Genomic DNA, 19,668 nt, shown 5'->3' with positions numbered 1-19,668 from the left:
ATACTGAAAACTGTGGGAAGATTTTTTTTCTTTATTTTTATTAAATATCCGCTACGGAATTTAGCATTTTTTGCTCCCATTCAGGATCTTTAGGATCAAAGAATAATCTTTTTCCTGTATCTAAAGAACGGACAACATTCATTTCATCTTCTGTCAGCTCAAAATCAAATACATTAAAGTTTTCTTCAATTCTTGAAGGGGTTACAGATTTGGGAATCACTACAAATCCTTCCTGCAGATGCCATCTCAAGATTACCTGAGCTACGGTTTTACCATATTTTTCTGCAATGGCTTTCAGATCAGGATTGCTTAAAAGATTCGCATTACCGTTTCCTAGCGGACTCCATGGCTGTGTTACAATATTATTTTCCCTGTCATACACCTGTAATTCTTTCTGTTGGAAAACAGGATGCAGCTCAATCTGATTGATAACCGGTAAAACAGTTGAACTTGCTTTTAATTCTTCAAGTTTCTCTACAGTAAAATTGCACACTCCAATTGCTTTGATTTTTCCTCCGTGATATAATTCTTCCAAAGCTTTCCAGGTACCCAGAAAATCTCCGTATGGCCAGTGGATAAGATACATGTCAAGATAATCCATCTGTAATCGGTCTAATGTTCTCTGAAAAGCACTTTTCGCCTTTTCGTATCCATGATCCTGAACCCATACTTTGGAGGTGATAAACAGTTCGTCTCTGTTTACACCACTATTTTTCACGGCTGCACCTACGGCAGTTTCATTCTGATAAATAGCAGCCGTATCGATCATTCTATATCCTGTCTGAATAGCTTTGATGACTGCATTTTCACATTCTTTCAGATCTTCCATCTGCCATACTCCGAATCCTAAAGCCGGAATATCCACTCCGTTATTTAATGTTACCACAGGTTGTCCTATATAGGTTTTCTTTTGCATAAATCTTTATTTTAATTATTAATATAAAGTGATAAACAAATTTGCAATAAAAAATTGAAAATCCTGCCTACCAATTTTACTGTTCCTGTTAAAAAATTGTTATTTAATGAGGTTCTTAAGATGATGTTTAAACTACCCCGTCTTTTTGCTTTGCAAAAATCCACCCCTTCAGAGAAGGGGAATGATTGTAGTTGATAAAGCTTATCAAGCCACTTCTAACTTATAACTTATAACTTCTAACTTCCAGCCTCTAGCCTCTAGCCTCTAGCCTCAAAATTCACCCTTCTCCTCGCATCTCATCTCAATTTTCTCTATTTTTGCTTAAAATTTAAAAATCATGTCACAACATATCAGATTGGCTACAGCAGAGGATTATCCGAGAATTATGGAAATATGGGAATCAGCAGTAAAAGCAACGCACGATTTTCTTGCTCAAGAGGATTTCAATTATTTCAAAGAAGCCATTCCAAGAGATTACCTTCCTAACCTGGAAGTCTATTTAATTACTGAAGATAATGAATCCAAAGGGTTTGCTTCTGTAGCAGAAGGCAATCTGGAAATGCTTTTCATTCATAATAATGCCCGTGGAAAAGGTTATGGAAAAACGCTTTATCAATTTATGAAAGAGAAAACCGGATTGACGAAAGTAGATGTCAATGAACAAAATCCTCAGGCCATCGGGTTTTATGAAAAAATGGGGTTCAAAAAGACGGGAAGATCTGAAAAAGATGGTTCAGGAAAAGATTATCCACTTATTCATATGAGTCTGTAAATGGAAAATTTTACCTTCAGTCTGCTGCATTCTGGTGAGGAAATTCCTTATCCTCTTTTGTTGATGGCAGATGAAACCCAGGAAGCAATTAATCAATACATTTTCAATTCTGACATCTATCTTCTGCATAACGGCACTGAAAGCATTGCGGTGATGGCATTGTACAGAAAAAGTGATACTGAACTGGAAATTAAAAATGTTGCCGTCATTGAAAGCTACCGAAGTAAAGGCATCGGAAGTATTCTGATGAATAAAGCAAAAGAAATTGCCAAAGAAAATCATTATAAAACACTGACTGTTGGAACATCGGATACCGGCTTCCAACAGATCAGATTTTATGAGAAAAACGGATTCATCAAAAGTGGAATCCTGAAAGATTTTTTTATTCAAAATTATCCGGATCCTATTTATGAAAACGGTTTACAGATGAGAGATATGGTTGTATTAAGCCATCACCTTACGGAATAAGCCTTTAATATGCTCTATTTCTGTTTGATAATTGGTTTTCTTACGACAACCGAAATACAGAGTATTTTCAAATTTTTTCTTTCCTTCCCAGATCAGCTGAATATCTCCGCTCTCAATGTCATTTCTGCATAAAAAATCGGGAACAACGGCTAATCCTGTCCCCCCTTTAAGACAACGGATGATTGAGTTCATATTGGGAACGATATAATTAGGACGGAAATTCGGTTTATGACCAAAATTCAATATCCAATACTGGAAAAGGTGTTCCATATCACCGGTAGTTCCGTACCATTTTTCGTTTTTCAGCCACTCCTCTATCTGCTCCGCATCTTTTGTCTTCAACACTTTATTGAACGCTGTTTTATCCACATCCTTCCCTCCTACCAGAACAATTTGTTCCGACGAGAATGCTTCATGTTCGATATTGGGTGAAGATCCTTTTTTCGGAGTTATGATCAGATCAAGAATGCCTTTATCCAGCTGATCCAGCATTTCAGGATATTCTCCGAAACTGATAATCAGATTAAAAGGTAGTGAAGAAACATATTGCTCCAAAGTGGTCTGAAAAGTCTCAAAACACATTCCGACACTGATGGTTGGAGTATGCTTCTCTGTCGATTTTTGAAAATTTTTCTCTACATCTTCCAGTTTGGTAATAGGTTCGGCAACTGCGTTAAATAATACTTTTCCTCTTTCTGTCGGAATCATTTTCCGACCCGTTCTGTCGAATAGTTTGTATCCTACATAAGCTTCCAATGAGCTTAAATGAAGGCTCACTCCCGGCTGTGATATAAACAGAGCATCGGCAGCACCTGTCAATGTCCCGGTTTTATAGATCGCCTTAAAAGTACGATACCATTCTAAATTAACCATGACTTAATTATTAATATTATAATGCAAAATTACAAAATAATTATAATATTGATATGTTTTCATGTTTCAAAAATGACGCATAATAATCCGGAATTCCGCTTTCCCTTATCTGACGGGCAGTTTCATCAATCGGATAAGGCAGCTGTATAATTTCAGGAATAATTTCTTCCTCATCTAAAGTCAGTATTAGATAAGAAGCCAGTCTGTTGTCTTCTTTAGAACGTCCCACAGAACCACAATTGACAGCCCAGGTATTATTTTCAAACTGTTTTTTAAATGATAAATGGGTGTGCCCCATCACTATGAGATCAGCATTCGCGTTCTTCAGCATTGATGTGAAAACCTCATCATTCTCAGATTCATATAAGTAGGTATCATTGCTTTCAAGACTGGAGTGTACTAACTGTATATTCCAGTGCTTTTTACCTGTTTTATAATTTAATCTTAAATGAAAAGGAAGTTCTGAAAGAAATTTTTTGTTTGATTCTGTAATATGTTTTTTTGAATGGTCTATCGCAATGAATCTGGCTATGGTTTCTTCTTCTGAATGTTTGGATAAAGGAACAACAGGAATATCAAAAGCAATTCTTTCATCATGATTTCCCATCAGACAGAGAATGTTCAGACTTCTTATTTTTTCTATCACTTCATTTCCCCAGGGTGCAAAATCTACCAGATCTCCCAAACAGAATCTCTGACTGATTCCCCTCTGCTCAATATCCTTCAACACTACTTCCAATGCCGGAAGATTTCCATGCACATCACTAAAAACAGCTATCTGTATCATTCTCCTTCAATTTATTAGACAAATTTACATGACGGAAAGGAATTTCAGTTCAAATAGAATATGACATTTTACCATGAAAAGGGAAATGATCAATAGTCAATTTTTGCTGTGCAAAATCAATTGTGAATGATTAGCTGCTGGTTAAAATAACCTCGAAACCACACCCCGTAACCCACAACCCGCAACCCGGACCTCATAACCCCAATCAAAAAAAACAAACTATCACAAAAATAATAACACTCTATAATTTATATTATTTTTATTATACACACATCCGTTATAACTTTGCAGAGTAAAATTTAAACAATCATAAAAAAATGAAAAAAGTACTAATCATCAACGGAGGACAGAATTTCGGACATTCCGGAGGAAAATATAATCAAACTATTGCAGACAATACATTAGCCGTTCTTAAAGAATTTGACAACGTAGAAGTAAAGATAACCAATGTAAGTGAAAGCTACGACAAAAATGAAGAGGTGGAGAAGTTTGTATGGGCAGACTACATTATCTACCACACTCCTATATGGTGGTTCCAATTGCCTAACGGATTGAAAAAATATATTGACGAAGTATTCACAGCAGGTCATGCCAAAGGAATTTATATGAGCGACGGAAGAAAAGCTGAGAACCCCGAAATCAACTACGGAACAGGAGGAATGCTTGGAGGAAGAAAATATATGCTGACTACCAGCTGGAATGCTCCTGCAACTGCCTTCACGCTTCCCGGAGAATTTTTCAGCGAAAAAAGTGTGGATGAAGGCCCGTTATTTGGATTCCATAGAATGAATGCCTTTGTTTCGTTAGAAAAAATGGAAAGCTTTCACTTTCATGATGTAGAGAAAAATGCCAATGTAGAGCGTGATATGAAATTGTACAGAGAGCACGTAAGAAATGTATTTGAAAAAGAATTGAAACCGGAATTGGTATCATGAAAAAAGTACTGATCACAGGTATTACCGGCTATATTGGCGGAACTATCGCAAAAAAACTCCTAGACAGGAATTATGAAGTGACAGGCCTAGTTCGTAATGAAGCTCACGTTCAGGAACTGGAATCATTAGGAATCAAAACCATTGTGGGGAATATCCATGATGAAGATCTTATCAGAACAGCAGTTTCCGGTGTGGATGCAGTTATTCATAATGCAGATTCAGCAGATGATGCTTATACAGCAGATAACTTTATCAGAGCATTGGAAGGAAGTGAGAAAACGTTTATATTCACTTCAGGCTCTGCTATTTTTGGAGGAAAAGAAAATGGTCAAAAAAGTGATTTTATCTTCAGAGAAGATTTCCTTTTACAGCCAAGACTCGAAATGGCATCAAGAGTATTGATCAACAATTATGTACTGCAATCTTCAAACAAAGGCATAAGAAGTATTGTTATTGTTCCTACCATGGTTTACGGAGAAGGTCTGGGAATTAAAAAAGACAGTATCCAGATCCCGGCTCTTATTAACTTTTCTAAGGAAAAAGGGCATGGAGTTTATTTTGGTGAAGGCGAAAATATCTGGTCAAACTTACATATTGAAGATCTCGCAGATTTGTATGTACTCGCATTGGAAAAAGCAAAAGGAGGTTCCATCTATTATGCAGAAAACGGTTCCTCTTCTTTAAAAAACATTGCAGAAAACATCAGTAAAAAATACAGACTACAACCTGCAGAATCGTTAAGTATACAGGAAGCAGTTGATAAATTCGGTCCTGCAGGAGGTTATTTCGGATTTGCATCCAACAGCAGATGCAGTTCGGATAAAGCGAAAGCAGAACTGGATTGGAAACCTATTTATAACTCAATTGAAAAATTTATTTAATTATGAAAATTCATCTTACAGCGATTATAAAAGCCAAAGCAGAACATCAGGCAGAAGTACTGGAAGTTCTACAGAATATGGTACAAGAAACAAGAAAAGAAGAAGCATGTGAACTTTACAGTCTTCATCAGGGAATTGAAGACAAAAATGAATTTGTTTTCTACGAAATCTGGAAAAGTAAAGAAGGATTGGATCAGCACAATCAGCAGCCTTATATCCAGGCTTTCGGAGCTTTGGTAGATGAAAAGCTTCAGGAAAAACCACAGATTTATCTTACCAACATCATTTAATTATGAAAAAATTAGCGTTGTTAATGCTGGCAGTCTTTACGATTGGATTCGTTCAGGCACAAACCAAAAAATCAAAGAATATGAAAAAGAAAATCTTATTTGTTGTTACCAGCCATGATAAAAAAGGCAGTACCGGTGAAGATACAGGATATTATCTGGGAGAAGTTTCTCACCCTTGGGAAGTTCTTCACCAAGCGGGATATGAAATTGACTTTGTAAGCCCGAAAGGCGGAACTCCTCCGGTAGACGGCTTCGATTTGAAAGATCCTGTCAACAAGGAATTCTGGGAAAACAAGGAGTACAAAAACAAGATTGATCATTCTATGACGCCATCACAGGTGAATCCCAAAGAATACTCAACCATTTTTTATGCAGGAGGACACGGAGCGATGTGGGATTTTGCAGACAATAAAGAACTGTCAGATATCGCTTCCAAAATTTATGAAAACGGAGGAATTGTAGCCGCAGTATGTCATGGCCCTGCAGGTTTGGTGAATATCAAACTGAATAACGGGAAATATCTTGTAGAAGGTAAAAAGATCAATGCTTTTACCAATGAAGAGGAATCTGAAGTAAAATTAACCAACATAGTTCCTTTCCTACTGGAAGATAAACTGAAAGAAAGAGGAGCGAAATTTGAAAAATCCGGGCTTTGGCAGAATCATGTGATAACCGATCAGAGAGTGATCACAGGACAGAATCCACAATCTGCAAAAAGCGTTGGAGAAGCTATCGCAAAAGAATTAAGAAAATAACAAGCAATTTTTAACCACAACAGTCACAACTGTTTTCAGACACTTCAATAAAAATAAGTTGCTATTCAGAATACAGAAAAGAACATTTTATTTCTTTTTAAATCCGAAAAGTTCTTAAAAGTGTCACCATTGAAACGGAGAGAATTCCCCTCCTCTGGAGGGGTGGCGAAAATTCAAAGAATTTTTGACGGGGTGGTTTACAACAACAATTTTAAAACAAACAAAATGGAATATAGAAAATTAGGAAATACAGATTTAGAATTATCAACTATCACACACGGAGCTTTTGCTATTGGTGGAAATATGTGGGGCGGTAATGAAAAACAGGATTCCATCAATTCTATTCACGCTTCATTGGATCACGGAGTAACTTCTATTGATACCGCACCATTCTACGGTTTCGGACTGAGTGAAGAAATGATTGGTGAAGCCATCAAAGGAAAAGACCGTTCAAAAATCCAGCTTTTAACAAAATTCGGATTGGTATGGGACGGAAGCAATAACGGCAAAGGAGAATTTTTCTTTGATGCAGAAGATGAAGGAAAGACTCTTCCCGTTTATAAATTGGCTTCTAAAGAAAACATCATCAAAGAAGTTGAAGAGAGCTTAAAAAGACTAGGAACAGACTATATTGATCTTTTACAGCTTCACTGGCCGGACAGCACAACGCCTATCTCCGAAACTATGGAAGCTATGGAGTTATTGATCCAGCAGGGAAAAATCCGTACAGCAGGAGTAAGCAATTACAGTGTAGCTCAGATGGAAGAAGCCAACAGAACTTTGCAACTTGCCAGCAACCAGGTTTCTTACAGCATGCTGAACCGCGCTATTGAAAACGATCTCGTACCTTATTCTCTGGAAAGTAACACAGGAATTATTGTGTACAGCCCTATGGAAAGAGGTCTTTTAACCGGTAAATACTTCAAAGAAAACCAATTGAAAGATAACGACCACAGAAACGGATATTTCTCTCAGTTTGATCTGAATAAAGTGAAAACGTTCTTAGAAAAAATAGAACCTATCGCTCAGGAAAAAGGAGCAAGCCTTTCTCAGCTTGTATTAAGATGGACAACGCTGCAGCCAGCGATTACAGTCGTATTGGCAGGGGCAAGAAACGCACAGCAAGCTATTGAAAACGCAAAAGCAATGTCTATTGACCTTTCACAGGAAGAATTGAACTTTATCGGTTCTGCTTTGAACAAAATTTAATATAAAAGGCAGGAAGCTGGAAGAATGAAATTCTCCCTTCGTCGGAATGACAATTGGAGTTGAATTGTACACTAATCCATCTCTTATCCGGCATCAATAAATTTCCTCCTCCAGCTTTCTGCTTCCCTCTTTTAACCCCCAAATCTTTTTAAAAATGAAAAATAATCTGATCAGAATGTTCGGGTTAGCTACACTATTGACTATCAACAGCATTAATCTAAAAGCTCAGACACTCGTCAATCCTGAAGATCAATCATGGTATCCTTCGGCTTACGGTGCGAAAGATGAGATTGGAGCAGCCAATCTGTTAACACCGGAAGTTGTAAAACAAGCACTGGGACTGGTAAAACAAGGTAAAACGTTAGCACTTGCCGTTCCTATTGATAAAAACCTGCCTGCTTTCAGACACAGAAGTTTCAATTTATACAATATCCAACCCGGAGAACAGGGCGGAAAAAGTATAGGACCGAATAAATTCACCTTCAATGATGAACTGGTCAACGGATGGACCGGAGTTGGAACACAACTGAACGGTATCGGACACATTGGTATTGACAACACTTACTATAACGGAAACAAGGCAACAGATTTCGTAACCGTAGAAGGCGTAAAGAAACTGGGTGTTGAAAAAGTACCTCCTTTCGTTACCCGCGGTGTAGTGCTTGATATGACGGCTCATTATGGAAAATCAATTGTGCCGGGAGGAACAGAATTTACGGTTGAAGACATTAAATCCGTTTTAAAGAAACAAGGAATTACTCTGAGAAAAGGTGATATCGTTCTTTTCAACACCGGATGGCTTGAATTAATTGGTAAAAACAATCAACAATTTCTGGAAACAGAACCCGGCATAGGAATGGATGCAGCAAAATGGCTTGCCGATCAGGGAATCGTTGCTTTTGGTGGCGACACCTGGGCTTCCGAAGTATATCCTAACCCGAAAAGTAAAGAAGAATTCCCCATCAACCAGTTTATGCTGGCTAAAAAAGGAATTTATAACCTGGAACTCATAGACAGCCGTCCTTTAGTAAAACAAAAAGTCTGGGAATTTTTATTCGTGCTGGGACAGCCTTTGTATGTAGGTTCTACTCAGGTGAATGTAAATCCTGTGGCTATTTATTAATTTAATTATTAGAAATATAATCCGAGAAACGGAGAGACAATGTAATTCCGGTTTAAAAAATAAAATGAACCAAAAAATTTATTTTTAGAATTAATACCCGAACCCTGTTACACTGTCACTTTGCATCTTGCATCAAAACGGCCTTTCAAAAATTTGAAAGGCCGTTTCTTAAAATAAAGTAAACATCCGTAGATGATGCAGTCTTCATCAACTTTCATCCTCCATCATCCATCTTCCTGAATTCACTATTTTGCAATCGGAAGATGAGTACTTACTGCAATTCTGTTCCATGCATTGATCGTAATGATCGCCATGATGATCTGAGCGATCTGGTTATCATCAAAGAAAGACTTCGCTTTTTGATATGTTTCTTCGGTTAAACCTTTATCGCTGATCAGCGTAATTTCTTCTGTCATTGCCAATAGCACCTGTTCTTCTTCAGTGAAAAATTCTTTTGCTTCTGTCCATCCGTTTAGAATAAAAATTCTTTGAGGGTTTTCTCCGTATTTGATAGCATCTTTGGTATGCATATCAAGACAGAAAGCACATTTATTGATCTGTGAAGCCCTGATCTTAATCAGCTCCTTCTGAATATGTGTTAAAGAAATAGTCTGTAAATATCCTTCCAATCCCAACATGGCTTTATAGGCTGCTGAATCTACTGTTGCAATATTTAATCTTGCGCTCATAATATTATATTTTTTTGGTTAATTGATCTATAGTTAAAGAATAATGTTGCTGTACCGCCAGTAAAAGCGCAGCTGCACTTCCCACCCATACGGAATAGTTCAGTGGAGCTTTGGGTCCTGATGCGATGGTCATGGATATCGCAAAAATTAACAGCAGGATACTGCTTCCATAGGCTGCAAACTTTGTTTTAAATCCAAAAATCAGCATCAAAGGAAAAAGAATTTCTAAAAAGGTAGCGGCATACGCTGAAACCGTACTCAAAGCTTCCGGAAGAAAAAAGGTAAGCTGTCTTGTATATTCTTTAAAACGCTCCATGTTTCCCCATGATGAATTTTCTTTACTCCACCATCCGAACCGATCTGCCACCGCAGAAAGCATCGTAACGGCAAGAGCCAGTCTTAAAAAAAGTTGCGGAAATTGATTTTTTTGATTTGTCATTGCATTAGCTTTTAATCACATGACAAATTTCCGGGTTATGATCCGTAAAAAACTTAAACTGGTTTAAGATCGTAATTTTGCTTTGATTTCACTTAAATACTCCGGTGTAAATCCGAGAAACGAAGCAACAAGATATTGAGGAATCCTTTGAATAAACCACGGGTACAGAGTGCTGAAATGGATATACAGTTCTTCTCTTGAAAATTCAGACAAATAACGGATTTTTCTTTCTGAAGCTGCATAAGCCCTTTGATAAACAATCCGGAAATAACGCTCCATTATGGGATGTTTTGCAAATAATAATTCCTGATTTTTAAAATCAATCACCAAAATAGTAGAATGCTCCACCGACTGAATATTAAAATCCGTCTGCTGCTGTCTCTCATAAGCAAAAGTATCCGTAATCCACCAGTTTTCAATGGCAAACTGAGTGGTATTCTCTACTCCTTTTTCATTGATAAAGAACTTCCTCAGACAGCCTTTCACCACAAAAAACATATTCCGGCAGATCTCTCCTTCCAACATCAGATTTTGTTTCTTTTTCACATCCATTACCTCAAAAAATGATACAATAGAAGTGTATTCTTCGTCCGTTACCGTAATAAATTTGTTTAAATGTGATTTGAATGAGTCCATTGTAAGAATTAATACTCAAACTTAACTTTATTTTTTTAGTTTTACAATGAGAAAATATTGAATCATGGAAATCGTTGCTAAAATTCTGATCGCTGTTGTGGCACTGGAACACCTTTATATTCTTTGGATGGAAATGTTCGCATGGGAAACTAAAGGAAAAGAAGTTTTTAAAGCAGCATTGCCTGCAGAAATGTTTAAACCAACGAAAGGACTTGCTGCCAATCAGGGGCTTTACAATGGATTTTTGGCTGCCGGACTGATCTGGTCTTTTTTGATTAAAGATCCACAATGGCAGACTAATGTGGCATTATTCTTTTTAGGATGTGTAGCCGTTGCCGGAATCTATGGAGCAATCTCTGCCACTAAAAAAATATTTTTCGTTCAGGCATTACCCGCTATCCTTGCTATTATTGCCGTTTTATTAAAATAGCCTTACAAATAGTATCGTCAAGTTTCTTCTCACATCAATATTCTCTTAATCTTTAATGATAAGAGAAAAAAACATTATAAAATCACCATTTCAAAATAGATCTAAAAATCAACAACTTACATAGCTGAAAATCCATTTAATATAAAATTCGTAAATTTGCACCGTCATAAAAAATTGATAGACAGTTTTTTGATGCTGGCAAGCATTTTGATGAAATGTAGCCATTCAAGTTGTTCAGTACACATATCTGTAATTACCTCATCAGTAATTTAATTGTAGAATCTATGTAGAAGATCAGTTTCTTTTTACATAATACACTCTTTTTCTAGAGTATAATCTATTGAAATATTTAAAATAAACATAAGGCCAGCAGGTCTTTATGCTGTTATTTTTTTGTTTAAAGCTTTTATTATTAAAGGCTTAGCAAATTATTTTATCCTATTGCCAACAGCAGAACAACGAAAGTTAAATGTATATAATGAATTGGTGTACAATTTTTTATATCAAATTATTAATTGAAAAATTCTGAATATGGAAAAAAATGAAAACACTCGAAAAGTAAAACTTAAAGTGGAAGACCTGACCATCATCTTTGGTAAAAACAAAGAAAAAGCACAGGAACTTCTGGATAAAGGTTTTTCCAAAAAGGAAATTCTTGAAAAAACAGGCTGCACCATAGGAATCAACAAAGCAAGTTTTGAAATTTATGAAGGAGAATTCTTTGTGATCATGGGACTTTCAGGAAGCGGAAAATCGACTTTACTGCGTTGTCTTAACAGGCTGAATGAACCTACTTCCGGAAAAGTATACATCAATGACGATGATATTACCGGAAAAAACAACAAAGAACTGCTGGAAGTAAGAAGAACGGAAATGAGTATGGTATTTCAGAAATTTGGATTACTTCCCCATCATACAATTCTCGACAATGCAGGTTTTGGACTGGAAATACGAGGAGAAGACAAAGTTTCCCGCGATAAAAAAGCACAGAAAGCATTAGACATCGTCGGATTAACCGGCTTTGAAAACCAATATCCTTCCCAACTTTCCGGAGGAATGCAGCAGAGAGTTGGATTGGCAAGAGCTTTGGCGAATGATCCTGAAGTATTACTTATGGATGAAGCCTTCTCAGCACTGGATCCATTGATCAAATCTGAAATGCAGGATCAGATGCTTGAACTGCAGAATACATTACAAAAAACCATCGTCTTTATTACCCACGATTTGGATGAGGCCATTAAAATCGGGGACCGTATCGTCATCATGAAAGATGGTGTCATAGAACAGATAGGAACAGCGGAAGATATTTTAACCAATCCTGCCAGCGACTATGTGAAAGCCTTCGTAGAGAAAGTAGACCGTAAAACGATTATTACTGCCAGATCTTTAATGTTTGATAAAGCGACAGTAGTACGTTTCAGAAAAGACGGTCCGGAAGGAGCTTTAAGAAAAATGAGAGCTACAGGGCTGGAAAACTTGCCTGTGGTAGACTTTCAAAATAAATTTCTTGGTTTTGTAACCCTTAAAGATGTGGTCCGCATTGCCAAAATGAAAGAACCTACGGTAGAATCTATTATCAACAGCAATGTTCCTTCAGTTTATCCTGAAGTGACTGTTGAAGAGATGTTACCACTGATCTCTGAAAACAAATCGTCCATCGCTGTAATTGATGAAGACAATAAATTTCTAGGTCTTGTTACCCAGTTATCGCTGGTCATAGAAGCCACCAAATTTAACGAAGAAGAGATTATAGAATTAAAAGAAATCGCAAACAACCAATAAGATGAATAAAACTATAGATATAGGCCAATATGTAGAAACTGCAATCAATTGGCTCACAGAAAACGGAAAGCCTGTATTTGATGTCATAAAACATCTGGGAAATTCCTCCATTATGGGGATTGAATGGGTTTTAACCAACACACCTTTTTATGTAATCATTCTCTTTTTTACCCTGCTGGCATTATGGAAAGCCGGAAAAGGTATTGCTGTAGTAACGGCTGCCGGATTAAGTTTAATATTTTTAATGGGTCTATGGAAAGAAACCATGGAAACGCTGGCACTTATCTTTGTATCCACCATTACGGCTCTTATTCTTTCTATTCCTTTGGGAATTTTAGCGGCTAAAAGCAAAATAGCCGACAAAATCATTCGTCCTTTACTGGATCTGATGCAGACCATGCCCGCATTTGTCTACCTGATTCCGGCTGTACTGTTTTTCAGTATTGGTAAAGTACCTGGAGCTTTTGCAACCATTATTTTTGCGATGCCACCTGCGGTTCGGTTAACGACATTGGGAATTGAAGCCGTTCCAAAAGATATCGTAGAGGCAGCCAGAGCTTTTGGTGCCACCAACCGTCAGATTCTATTTAAAGTAGAACTTCCTTTAGCCATGAAAACGATTTTAACGGGAATCAATCAAACCATATTGTTATCATTATCCATGGTTGTTATTGCAGGAATGATTGCTGCAGGCGGTTTAGGAGAGAAAGTACTGGAAGGAATTAATAATCTGGATATCGGATTAGGATTTGAAAGTGGTTTATCCGTAGTGATTTTAGCCATTATCCTCGACCGAATTACCCAGGGATTTGTAAAGAAAAAGCAATAAAATGAAACAATTTAAATATCTGTTTTTACCCGTTTTAATGTTAATATTTACAGCATTAAGTTCGTGTGAAAACATAAAAAACTCTAAATACATCACCATAGGAATGGTAGACGGCTGGGCGGAAGATGTTGCAATGACGCATGTTGCTAAAGCCATTCTGGATAAAGAAGGTTATCATGTTATTATTCAAAAAGCTTCTACGGATATGATTCTGGCTTCGATGAATAATGAAGATACAGACCTTTTCATGGGAGTCTGGCTTCCTTACACCCATGCTAAAAAGCTGGCTAAATTTCCGGGATTGACTCATCTGGGAACCAATTACGATAACGGTCGTATAGGGTTGGTTGTGCCGGAATATGTTCCTGTTAATTCCATTGAAGAGCTCAGTCAGCATAAAGATCAATTCAACCATAGAATTATTGGAATTGAAAAAGGAGCCGGATTAACCACCGGAACAGATAAAGCGATCGCTGATTATCAACTGGATTATCAGCAGATCAACTCCTCTACCATTGCCATGATCACCGAATTACAGAATGCTATACAGCGTAAAGAATGGATTGTGGTAACCGGATGGCAGCCCCACTGGATGTTTGGTAAAATGAAGCTAAAGTTTCTTGATGATCCCAAAAAGATTTATGGTGAAGCCGAACAGATTAAAACCTATTCCAGAAAAAGCTTTGCAAAAGATCATCCGGAGCTGGCAAAATTCTTTTCAAAACTCCATTTTGATGATGAAAACATGTCTGATCTTTTAATGAAAATGGAACAGAGTAAAAATAAAGAAGCTACGGCCAAAGAATGGGTGGAAGATCACTCTGAACTTGTACAGTCTTGGTTAGATAAAAACTAATCAACAATTTGGTAGTATTTTAAATCCTCAACTCTTCACGGGTATGAGGATTTTTTGATCAATACAGATTTTTGATCTTTTCTCTATGAAGCAAGATTGATTAGCAATCGCTAAGGCGCAAAGAAATTTAATAATATACTTCTTTAATGCGTAAGAACATTTCGACTTTGCTCAATGGGAGATTTTCAACAAGTCTGTTTCAGTTAAAATTCAACAGAATTCAATTTTATCAAAGATAAAATCCTTGCGACTTAAGGCATATTTAAAGGAAATTCTTGCGTCTTTGCGTTTTCCAATATCTCAAAATTATCCCATTGATTCTTTGATTTTTTCCCGATGGATTATTCCCCAATTCACTAATGTTTCCGTCACAGGAAATACAGATTTTCCATATTCCGTCACCGCATATGTTACCGTAATCGGCTTTGTATCCTGAATCGTTCTTGTGATCAGAAGATTGGTTTCCAGTTCTTTTAATTCTTTGCTCAGCATTTTTGCAGAGATTCCTTCAATACTGCGTTCCAGCTTTTTAAAATGAATTATCTGATCAGGTCTGTTGGTCAGATACCGTAAAATCATCAGTTTCCATTTTCCTCCCAAAACGTCCAGACTGTCCCGCATTGCGAACAATTCTTCTGTGCAGCTAGCTTCTCTTTCGATACCGTTTTCAATGATTTTTGCCATAATAGTTTCATGAAGGTAACTAGTTACCATTGGTTAACTAGTAGCAAATATAAACTATTCCCTCTTTACATTTGTGTATCAAATTAACAATAATGAAAGCAGTTATTTTAAATAAAAACGGAACTCTGGAAGACGGATTAGCAGAACAACCCAAACCCAAAAACAATGAAGTTTTAATTCAGATCAAAGCAAGCGGGTTCAATCCCATCGACTATCAGATGCTGGAAAATGAATTGGAACGGAAACTGATCAGTTCCCCGATATTAGGAAGAGAATTATCCGGAATTGTAGTGGATAAAGGTTCCAAAGTGACAGAATTCAATATTGGCGATGAAGTCTACTCTGGAAGCGGCTCTATGGGAAGCAACGGCACTTACGCTGAATATATTGCAGTACCTGAAGCTATTGTTTCTTTTAAACCAAAAAATATTTCGTTTGAACAGGCAGCTGCTATTCCTTCAGCTGGACTTACTTCTTTACAGATTTTTAACCGTTTGAAATTAAATCCGGAAAATACAATCCTTGTTACAGGTGCAGCCGGAGGTGTAGGTTCATTTGTGATTAAACTTTTATTAGCACATAATATCCGGCAGATCACAGCCACGGTTGGCAGTGAAGAAAACAGAGAGATTCTTCTCAAATTGGGTTTAAAAGATCATCAGATCATCAATTATAAAGAAGAAAATCTTATTGAGAATATTGTAAAAGCCAATAATAACCAGCCTTTCGAATATGGAATTGATCTGGTGGGAAACACCATGTCAGAATTGACAGCAGAAGCTTTAAAAATTAACGGAATGTATGTGGATGTAACGGCTCTAGTCACTAAAGATGCTCACGAAACCCTCTTCAATAAAGGAACTCTGATTATGAATATCTCCAATTATACGTATGGAGTGGTAAAAAAATATGAGTACTATAAAAACAGCTTGCTTACCATCAAGACTCTCATTGAAAACGGAACAATCCTCCCTCCACAATATAAAATCGTTGGAAATCTTTCTTTGGATACTGTTCTGCAGGCACATTCTATTCTAAAAAATAATCAGACCCAAGGTCATAAACTGATCATGAAACATTAATCTATGAACACAATACCAAGACGAATCGTAACAGGAATAAAAGACGGAAAATCTGTCATTATTGAAGACCAACAGGTAGAAAATGCCGTCGAACATTTTCCAGGACTCATCATTTCAGATGTATGGAATACTCAGACCATACCAGCCAGCCTGGATTTTGAAAACCGAATTCCCAATACCGGATTTCCACAAACGCCTAAGAACGGTACTTACTTCCGATATGTAGTAGTTCCGCCGGATAAAGATTTAGGTGTAGAATGGAAAAAGAATGAACCTCATCCGATGATGCATCAAACGCCGACACTGGATTATATCATTATCCTTTCCGGTGAGCTTTATCTCATTATGGAAGAAGGTGAAACGCTTCTGAAGCCGGGCGACATCGTTATTCAACGGGGAACAAACCATGCTTGGAGCAACCGGTCTGATGACCCTTGTATTCAACTGGCTGTTTTGATTGATGCAGCGATCTAAATTTAGACGACTATATAAGATTTAACACGATTGTCATTCTGACGAAGGAAGAATCTCATGTAAAGCTTAGATTCTTCATTTCACTGCGTTACATTCAGAATGACAGCGTCATAATAAAAATAGCAGGATTAATGTGGAATTGTGTATAATTGTCTAGATTAATTTTACAACTCACAAAGCCGAAATCTCCAACAGTTTCTGCTTCATTTTCTCAGGCGTCATCTGCCCTTCCTGATAATACACCAGATTCTGATGCTTATCCAGGAATACCCACAAAGGATAAACAGGCTGATTTTTATTCTTTGATAATGCCAGCGCCAACTCATGAATTCCGGAATTTCCATTCTGCAGATATTCAAACTCCTGATTCTGGAAATGAATTTTCTCCTTTGTCTTCTCTGCCTCGAAATTGACAAAATAAAAATGATCATTGATCATATTCACCAGCTCCTGATCTTTATTCATACGAAAAGACTCAATCTTACAAACCGCACACCAAGTTGTATAAAGATGGATCACAACTGGCTTCGGATTTTCTTTCTGCTGAATTTCAAGATCAGAAAAAGTGCCTGTCTTCATCTGAGACAGATAAAAACAGGGCACTAACATTAAAAATAAAGCTATTTTTTTCATTTTAAAGTATATTTTACTCCCAGAAAACCTCTGATCCCCTGCATGGGTGCATAGCCGTATGCCGTATCAAAAGTATAATGATTAGGATTGTTGATAGGATCATCAACATGCTTATCAAACGGGTCAAATGGTCTCATCAAAGGATCTTTAGGCCTGAAATTGAATAAATTTTTCATTCCGCAATACACTTCAAATCCGGATTTGAAGCTCTTGGACACTTGAATATTGGCCAGAGAATAAAAAGGTGAATATTCAGGGCGGAAATCATTTACTAAGACAGGTAGTCGCATTGGACCGTAGAATTGTCCTGTAAAATCGATGGTCAGGTTATTCGCAAACTTATACGTCAGATTATAAGTACCACTCCATTTTGGGGCATGCAGCTGTTGTGTTTTTTGATTTTCGTTATCAAATTTCTGATAGACATCCAAATACGTCACTCCCAGATTAACACTTAGAGGAAACTGAAAACTGAAATCCACATTCAGGGAAGCACCTCTTGAAATTCCGTATCCGTGAAGATTGTCATAAATAATTTTGTTAGGATCGGAATCAAAATCACCTACAATTTTATTACTGAAATACGTATAAAATGCCGACGCATCAAGATTTACCATTCGGTTTCCTACGGGAATTTTCCAGATATAATTCAGGTTTCCATTAACAGATCTTTCCGGTTTCAGATCTGATTTTACCACAACTTCCCTTGAGCCTGTCAATGCAGCATGATCTTCCGTAAATAAATTAACCACTCTGAAACCTGTTCCAAAGTTGAAACGCAAGGTATGATATGGATTAGGATTAAATTTCCATGCAAACCTCGGTGAATGTACGGAATGATGTACTTTATCATAATCATATCTGTATCCAATCAGCAAAGTATTTTTATCGTTAATCTCCCACTGATCCTGGATAAAAGCTCCCCAGATAGGAGATTTCATCGGCGCATTGGTAATCCCATCTGCTGCTAATGTTCCGGGTGTATTATCATCGTAAAAAGTTCTTTTGAAAGTAAGTCCGGCTGTGATATCATGTTTCCCGAAGCTTCGGTCCCAATACGTCTGCACGAATGCCACTTTTTGTGTCGCATTGAATGGATTGGATCCATAAAATGAATTCTGATCATGGTAATTATAAGAAAACTGAGTCACAATATGTTCTTTCATCGGCCATTCGTACAATCCGAAAACCTCTGCTCTGTTCGTATAAATACTTTCTCCGTATACTTCATCACTGCCCCGGAAGGATTTATTCCATTGCATTTCTCCGCCGAAACGATCTTCATACAAATACCTCAAAGCAAAACTTGCCTGTCTGTTTTCTTTTCTCTTAAAATTCCACTTGTTGAATACGGAAATTCTGCTTTGTAAAGTGGTATCTGTGAAATTATCTTTATTCTGATCTATCCTTTCCTGAAAACTGAAATAATTTAAACTTAATAAAGAAGCAGCTTTCTTTCCCAAATTGAATTTGGTGGAAAGATCCATATTATTTTCAAACCAACTCGATGTCATCAGGTCAACACTTAATTTAGGAGCAGTCAGTGCATTTTTGGTGATAATATTAATCACCCCTCCCATAGCTTCAGACCCATAAATAGAAGATGCTGGGCCTTTTACTACTTCAATTCGGTCAACCAAACTATTCGGAATTCCGCTTAGTCCATATACGGTGGAAAGAGAACTTACAATCGGCATTCCGTCAATCAGAATCATGGTATATGGCCCTTCTAATCCGTTGATGTGAATATCCCCAGTATTACATACGGAACAGTTCAGCTGAGGTTTCACCCCATTCACCATTGCAATGGCTTCAAAAATGCTGGGAGTAGGATTTTTCTGAAAGAATTTCTGGCTGTAGATCTCCACTGCCACAGGACTTTTGGACCTGCTCATCGGTTTTATGGTACCAGTAACCACTACATCCTCAATGGCACTTGTCTTGAATTCCCTCTTCATAACTTTTGTAGAATCCTGACTCTTAGTTTGCTGTACACCCAAGCTGTCGGTCTCCTGCGCAAAACAATAGGTTGATAAAAAAGTAATAGAAAATAATATTCGCTTCATGAAATTAAAATTGTTAGACAAATCTAACATTTTTTTTTCAAATACAAAACTTAATCCCA

Annotated in this window: 23 protein-coding genes; 14 read left to right on the top strand and 9 right to left on the bottom strand. The window is 37.1% G+C overall.

Going from position 1 to position 19,668, the window contains the following annotated elements; translation table 11 throughout:
- Positions 1-40 precede the first annotated feature (40 nt).
- Positions 41-916 (bottom strand): aldo/keto reductase, encoded by an 876-nt coding sequence (locus DDF69_RS10910; protein ID WP_114820814.1) that lies wholly within the window; start codon positions 914-916, stop codon positions 41-43.
- A 337-nt stretch (positions 917-1,253) separates the two neighbouring features.
- On the opposite strand from DDF69_RS10910, the gene DDF69_RS10905 reads away from it, so the two are divergent.
- Complete coding sequence (locus DDF69_RS10905) at positions 1,254-1,688, top strand: GNAT family N-acetyltransferase (protein ID WP_114820813.1); 435 nt, start codon at positions 1,254-1,256, stop codon at positions 1,686-1,688.
- Positions 1,689-2,156 carry a GNAT family N-acetyltransferase gene (locus tag DDF69_RS10900; protein WP_114820812.1) on the top strand — a complete coding sequence of 156 codons (468 nt, stop codon included), beginning with the start codon at positions 1,689-1,691 and terminating at the stop codon, positions 2,154-2,156.
- On the opposite strand, the gene DDF69_RS10895 is transcribed toward DDF69_RS10900, so the two are convergent.
- Positions 2,133-3,029, bottom strand: coding sequence for a LysR family transcriptional regulator (locus DDF69_RS10895; RefSeq protein WP_114820811.1), 897 nt, complete (start codon positions 3,027-3,029; stop codon positions 2,133-2,135). The genes DDF69_RS10900 and DDF69_RS10895 overlap by 24 nt on opposite strands.
- Before the next feature lie 40 nt (positions 3,030-3,069).
- Positions 3,070-3,816, bottom strand: a complete 747-nt coding sequence (locus DDF69_RS10890; protein WP_114820810.1) for a metallophosphoesterase family protein — start codon at positions 3,814-3,816, stop codon at positions 3,070-3,072.
- 317 nt (positions 3,817-4,133) lie between these two features.
- Between DDF69_RS10890 and DDF69_RS10885 the strand changes: the two genes are divergently transcribed.
- The 6 genes from DDF69_RS10885 to DDF69_RS10860 all read left to right on the top strand — a co-directional run bounded on the left by DDF69_RS10885 (position 4,134) and on the right by DDF69_RS10860 (position 9,009).
- Positions 4,134-4,751, top strand: coding sequence for an NAD(P)H-dependent oxidoreductase (locus tag DDF69_RS10885; protein WP_114820809.1), 618 nt, complete (start codon positions 4,134-4,136; stop codon positions 4,749-4,751).
- Positions 4,748-5,632, top strand: a complete 885-nt coding sequence (locus DDF69_RS10880; RefSeq protein ID WP_114820808.1) for an NAD-dependent epimerase/dehydratase family protein — start codon at positions 4,748-4,750, stop codon at positions 5,630-5,632. The genes DDF69_RS10885 and DDF69_RS10880 overlap by 4 nt, the downstream gene beginning before the upstream one ends.
- Positions 5,633-5,634: 2 nt before the next feature.
- On the top strand, positions 5,635-5,922 hold the full coding sequence (locus tag DDF69_RS10875) for a putative quinol monooxygenase (RefSeq protein ID WP_114820807.1): 288 nt from the start codon (positions 5,635-5,637) through the stop codon (positions 5,920-5,922).
- Between the two features lie 2 nt (positions 5,923-5,924).
- The gene (locus DDF69_RS10870) at positions 5,925-6,677 is read left to right on the top strand and encodes a type 1 glutamine amidotransferase domain-containing protein (protein ID WP_228411965.1); all 753 of its coding nucleotides are present in this window, start codon (positions 5,925-5,927) and stop codon (positions 6,675-6,677) included.
- Between the two features lie 225 nt (positions 6,678-6,902).
- Positions 6,903-7,886, top strand: coding sequence for an aldo/keto reductase (locus DDF69_RS10865; protein ID WP_114820845.1), 984 nt, complete (start codon positions 6,903-6,905; stop codon positions 7,884-7,886).
- A 154-nt stretch (positions 7,887-8,040) separates the two neighbouring features.
- Positions 8,041-9,009 (top strand): cyclase family protein, encoded by a 969-nt coding sequence (locus tag DDF69_RS10860; protein ID WP_114820806.1) that lies wholly within the window; start codon positions 8,041-8,043, stop codon positions 9,007-9,009.
- Between the two features lie 245 nt (positions 9,010-9,254).
- On the opposite strand, the gene DDF69_RS10855 is transcribed toward DDF69_RS10860, so the two are convergent.
- The 3 genes from DDF69_RS10855 to DDF69_RS10845 all read right to left on the bottom strand — a co-directional run bounded on the left by DDF69_RS10855 (position 9,255) and on the right by DDF69_RS10845 (position 10,773).
- Positions 9,255-9,698 (bottom strand): carboxymuconolactone decarboxylase family protein, encoded by a 444-nt coding sequence (locus DDF69_RS10855; RefSeq protein WP_062675364.1) that lies wholly within the window; start codon positions 9,696-9,698, stop codon positions 9,255-9,257.
- 4 nt (positions 9,699-9,702) lie between these two features.
- Entirely contained in the window at positions 9,703-10,137 is a 435-nt protein-coding gene (locus DDF69_RS10850) for a DoxX family protein (RefSeq protein ID WP_185144335.1), read from the bottom strand.
- A 63-nt stretch (positions 10,138-10,200) separates the two neighbouring features.
- Positions 10,201-10,773, bottom strand: a complete 573-nt coding sequence (locus DDF69_RS10845) for a Crp/Fnr family transcriptional regulator (RefSeq protein WP_114820805.1) — start codon at positions 10,771-10,773, stop codon at positions 10,201-10,203.
- 64 nt (positions 10,774-10,837) lie between these two features.
- Here DDF69_RS10845 and DDF69_RS10840 point away from each other — a divergent pair, with 64 nt between their 5' ends.
- From DDF69_RS10840 to DDF69_RS10825, 4 genes are all read left to right on the top strand, one after another.
- On the top strand, positions 10,838-11,203 hold the full coding sequence (locus tag DDF69_RS10840; RefSeq protein WP_047429381.1) for a DUF1304 domain-containing protein: 366 nt from the start codon (positions 10,838-10,840) through the stop codon (positions 11,201-11,203).
- Positions 11,204-11,734: 531 nt separating this feature from the next.
- On the top strand, positions 11,735-12,985 hold the full coding sequence (locus DDF69_RS10835; RefSeq protein ID WP_114820804.1) for a glycine betaine/L-proline ABC transporter ATP-binding protein: 1,251 nt from the start codon (positions 11,735-11,737) through the stop codon (positions 12,983-12,985).
- Between the two features lies 1 nt (position 12,986).
- Positions 12,987-13,814: an ABC transporter permease gene (locus DDF69_RS10830; protein WP_110367868.1), complete on the top strand. Its 828-nt coding sequence runs from the start codon at positions 12,987-12,989 to the stop codon at positions 13,812-13,814.
- A 1-nt stretch (position 13,815) separates the two neighbouring features.
- The gene (locus DDF69_RS10825) at positions 13,816-14,670 is read left to right on the top strand and encodes a glycine betaine ABC transporter substrate-binding protein (RefSeq protein WP_114820803.1); all 855 of its coding nucleotides are present in this window, start codon (positions 13,816-13,818) and stop codon (positions 14,668-14,670) included.
- A gap of 306 nt (positions 14,671-14,976) precedes the next feature.
- On the opposite strand, the gene DDF69_RS10820 is transcribed toward DDF69_RS10825, so the two are convergent.
- Positions 14,977-15,354 carry a winged helix-turn-helix transcriptional regulator gene (locus tag DDF69_RS10820; RefSeq protein WP_114820844.1) on the bottom strand — a complete coding sequence of 126 codons (378 nt, stop codon included), beginning with the start codon at positions 15,352-15,354 and terminating at the stop codon, positions 14,977-14,979.
- Positions 15,355-15,446: 92 nt separating this feature from the next.
- Between DDF69_RS10820 and DDF69_RS10815 the strand changes: the two genes are divergently transcribed.
- On the top strand, positions 15,447-16,436 hold the full coding sequence (locus DDF69_RS10815; RefSeq protein WP_114820802.1) for a zinc-binding alcohol dehydrogenase family protein: 990 nt from the start codon (positions 15,447-15,449) through the stop codon (positions 16,434-16,436).
- A 3-nt stretch (positions 16,437-16,439) separates the two neighbouring features.
- Positions 16,440-16,910, top strand: a complete 471-nt coding sequence (locus DDF69_RS10810) for a cupin domain-containing protein (protein ID WP_114820801.1) — start codon at positions 16,440-16,442, stop codon at positions 16,908-16,910.
- 171 nt (positions 16,911-17,081) lie between these two features.
- Here DDF69_RS10810 and DDF69_RS10805 read toward each other — a convergent pair whose 3' ends face one another.
- The gene (locus tag DDF69_RS10805) at positions 17,082-17,489 is read right to left on the bottom strand and encodes a thioredoxin fold domain-containing protein (protein WP_228411964.1); all 408 of its coding nucleotides are present in this window, start codon (positions 17,487-17,489) and stop codon (positions 17,082-17,084) included.
- 50 nt (positions 17,490-17,539) lie between these two features.
- Complete coding sequence (locus DDF69_RS10800; RefSeq protein WP_114820843.1) at positions 17,540-19,609, bottom strand: TonB-dependent receptor plug domain-containing protein; 2,070 nt, start codon at positions 19,607-19,609, stop codon at positions 17,540-17,542.
- Between the last annotated feature and the right edge of the window lie 59 nt (positions 19,610-19,668).

Source organism: Chryseobacterium sp. KLBC 52 (assembly GCF_003347605.1).
Taxonomy (GTDB): domain Bacteria; phylum Bacteroidota; class Bacteroidia; order Flavobacteriales; family Weeksellaceae; genus Chryseobacterium.
Note: the sequence above shows the minus strand (reverse complement) of the source record. Positions and strands in the feature narration are given on the sequence as shown.

Excerpts from the sequence above, each read along its gene's own strand:
- DDF69_RS10840 (WP_047429381.1), top strand. The coding sequence starts at position 10,838 with ATGGAAATCGTTGCTAAAATTCTGATCGCTGTTGTGGCACTGGAACAC.
- DDF69_RS10805 (WP_228411964.1), bottom strand. The coding sequence starts at position 17,489 with ATGAAGACAGGCACTTTTTCTGATCTTGAAATTCAGCAGAAAGAAAAT.
- DDF69_RS10905 (WP_114820813.1), top strand. The coding sequence starts at position 1,254 with ATGTCACAACATATCAGATTGGCTACAGCAGAGGATTATCCGAGAATT.
- DDF69_RS10900 (WP_114820812.1), top strand. The coding sequence starts at position 1,689 with ATGGAAAATTTTACCTTCAGTCTGCTGCATTCTGGTGAGGAAATTCCT.
- DDF69_RS10910 (WP_114820814.1), bottom strand. The coding sequence starts at position 916 with ATGCAAAAGAAAACCTATATAGGACAACCTGTGGTAACATTAAATAAC.
- DDF69_RS10895 (WP_114820811.1), bottom strand. The coding sequence starts at position 3,029 with ATGGTTAATTTAGAATGGTATCGTACTTTTAAGGCGATCTATAAAACC.
- DDF69_RS10875 (WP_114820807.1), top strand. The coding sequence starts at position 5,635 with ATGAAAATTCATCTTACAGCGATTATAAAAGCCAAAGCAGAACATCAG.
- DDF69_RS10865 (WP_114820845.1), top strand. The coding sequence starts at position 6,903 with ATGGAATATAGAAAATTAGGAAATACAGATTTAGAATTATCAACTATC.
- DDF69_RS10845 (WP_114820805.1), bottom strand. The coding sequence starts at position 10,773 with ATGGACTCATTCAAATCACATTTAAACAAATTTATTACGGTAACGGAC.
- DDF69_RS10880 (WP_114820808.1), top strand. The coding sequence starts at position 4,748 with ATGAAAAAAGTACTGATCACAGGTATTACCGGCTATATTGGCGGAACT.
- DDF69_RS10835 (WP_114820804.1), top strand. The coding sequence starts at position 11,735 with ATGGAAAAAAATGAAAACACTCGAAAAGTAAAACTTAAAGTGGAAGAC.
- DDF69_RS10870 (WP_228411965.1), top strand. The coding sequence starts at position 5,925 with ATGAAAAAATTAGCGTTGTTAATGCTGGCAGTCTTTACGATTGGATTC.
- DDF69_RS10820 (WP_114820844.1), bottom strand. The coding sequence starts at position 15,354 with ATGGCAAAAATCATTGAAAACGGTATCGAAAGAGAAGCTAGCTGCACA.
- DDF69_RS10830 (WP_110367868.1), top strand. The coding sequence starts at position 12,987 with ATGAATAAAACTATAGATATAGGCCAATATGTAGAAACTGCAATCAAT.
- DDF69_RS10890 (WP_114820810.1), bottom strand. The coding sequence starts at position 3,816 with ATGATACAGATAGCTGTTTTTAGTGATGTGCATGGAAATCTTCCGGCA.
- DDF69_RS10850 (WP_185144335.1), bottom strand. The coding sequence starts at position 10,137 with ATGACAAATCAAAAAAATCAATTTCCGCAACTTTTTTTAAGACTGGCT.
- DDF69_RS10825 (WP_114820803.1), top strand. The coding sequence starts at position 13,816 with ATGAAACAATTTAAATATCTGTTTTTACCCGTTTTAATGTTAATATTT.
- DDF69_RS10810 (WP_114820801.1), top strand. The coding sequence starts at position 16,440 with ATGAACACAATACCAAGACGAATCGTAACAGGAATAAAAGACGGAAAA.
- DDF69_RS10815 (WP_114820802.1), top strand. The coding sequence starts at position 15,447 with ATGAAAGCAGTTATTTTAAATAAAAACGGAACTCTGGAAGACGGATTA.
- DDF69_RS10885 (WP_114820809.1), top strand. The coding sequence starts at position 4,134 with ATGAAAAAAGTACTAATCATCAACGGAGGACAGAATTTCGGACATTCC.
- DDF69_RS10855 (WP_062675364.1), bottom strand. The coding sequence starts at position 9,698 with ATGAGCGCAAGATTAAATATTGCAACAGTAGATTCAGCAGCCTATAAA.
- DDF69_RS10800 (WP_114820843.1), bottom strand. The coding sequence starts at position 19,609 with ATGAAGCGAATATTATTTTCTATTACTTTTTTATCAACCTATTGTTTT.
- DDF69_RS10860 (WP_114820806.1), top strand. The coding sequence starts at position 8,041 with ATGAAAAATAATCTGATCAGAATGTTCGGGTTAGCTACACTATTGACT.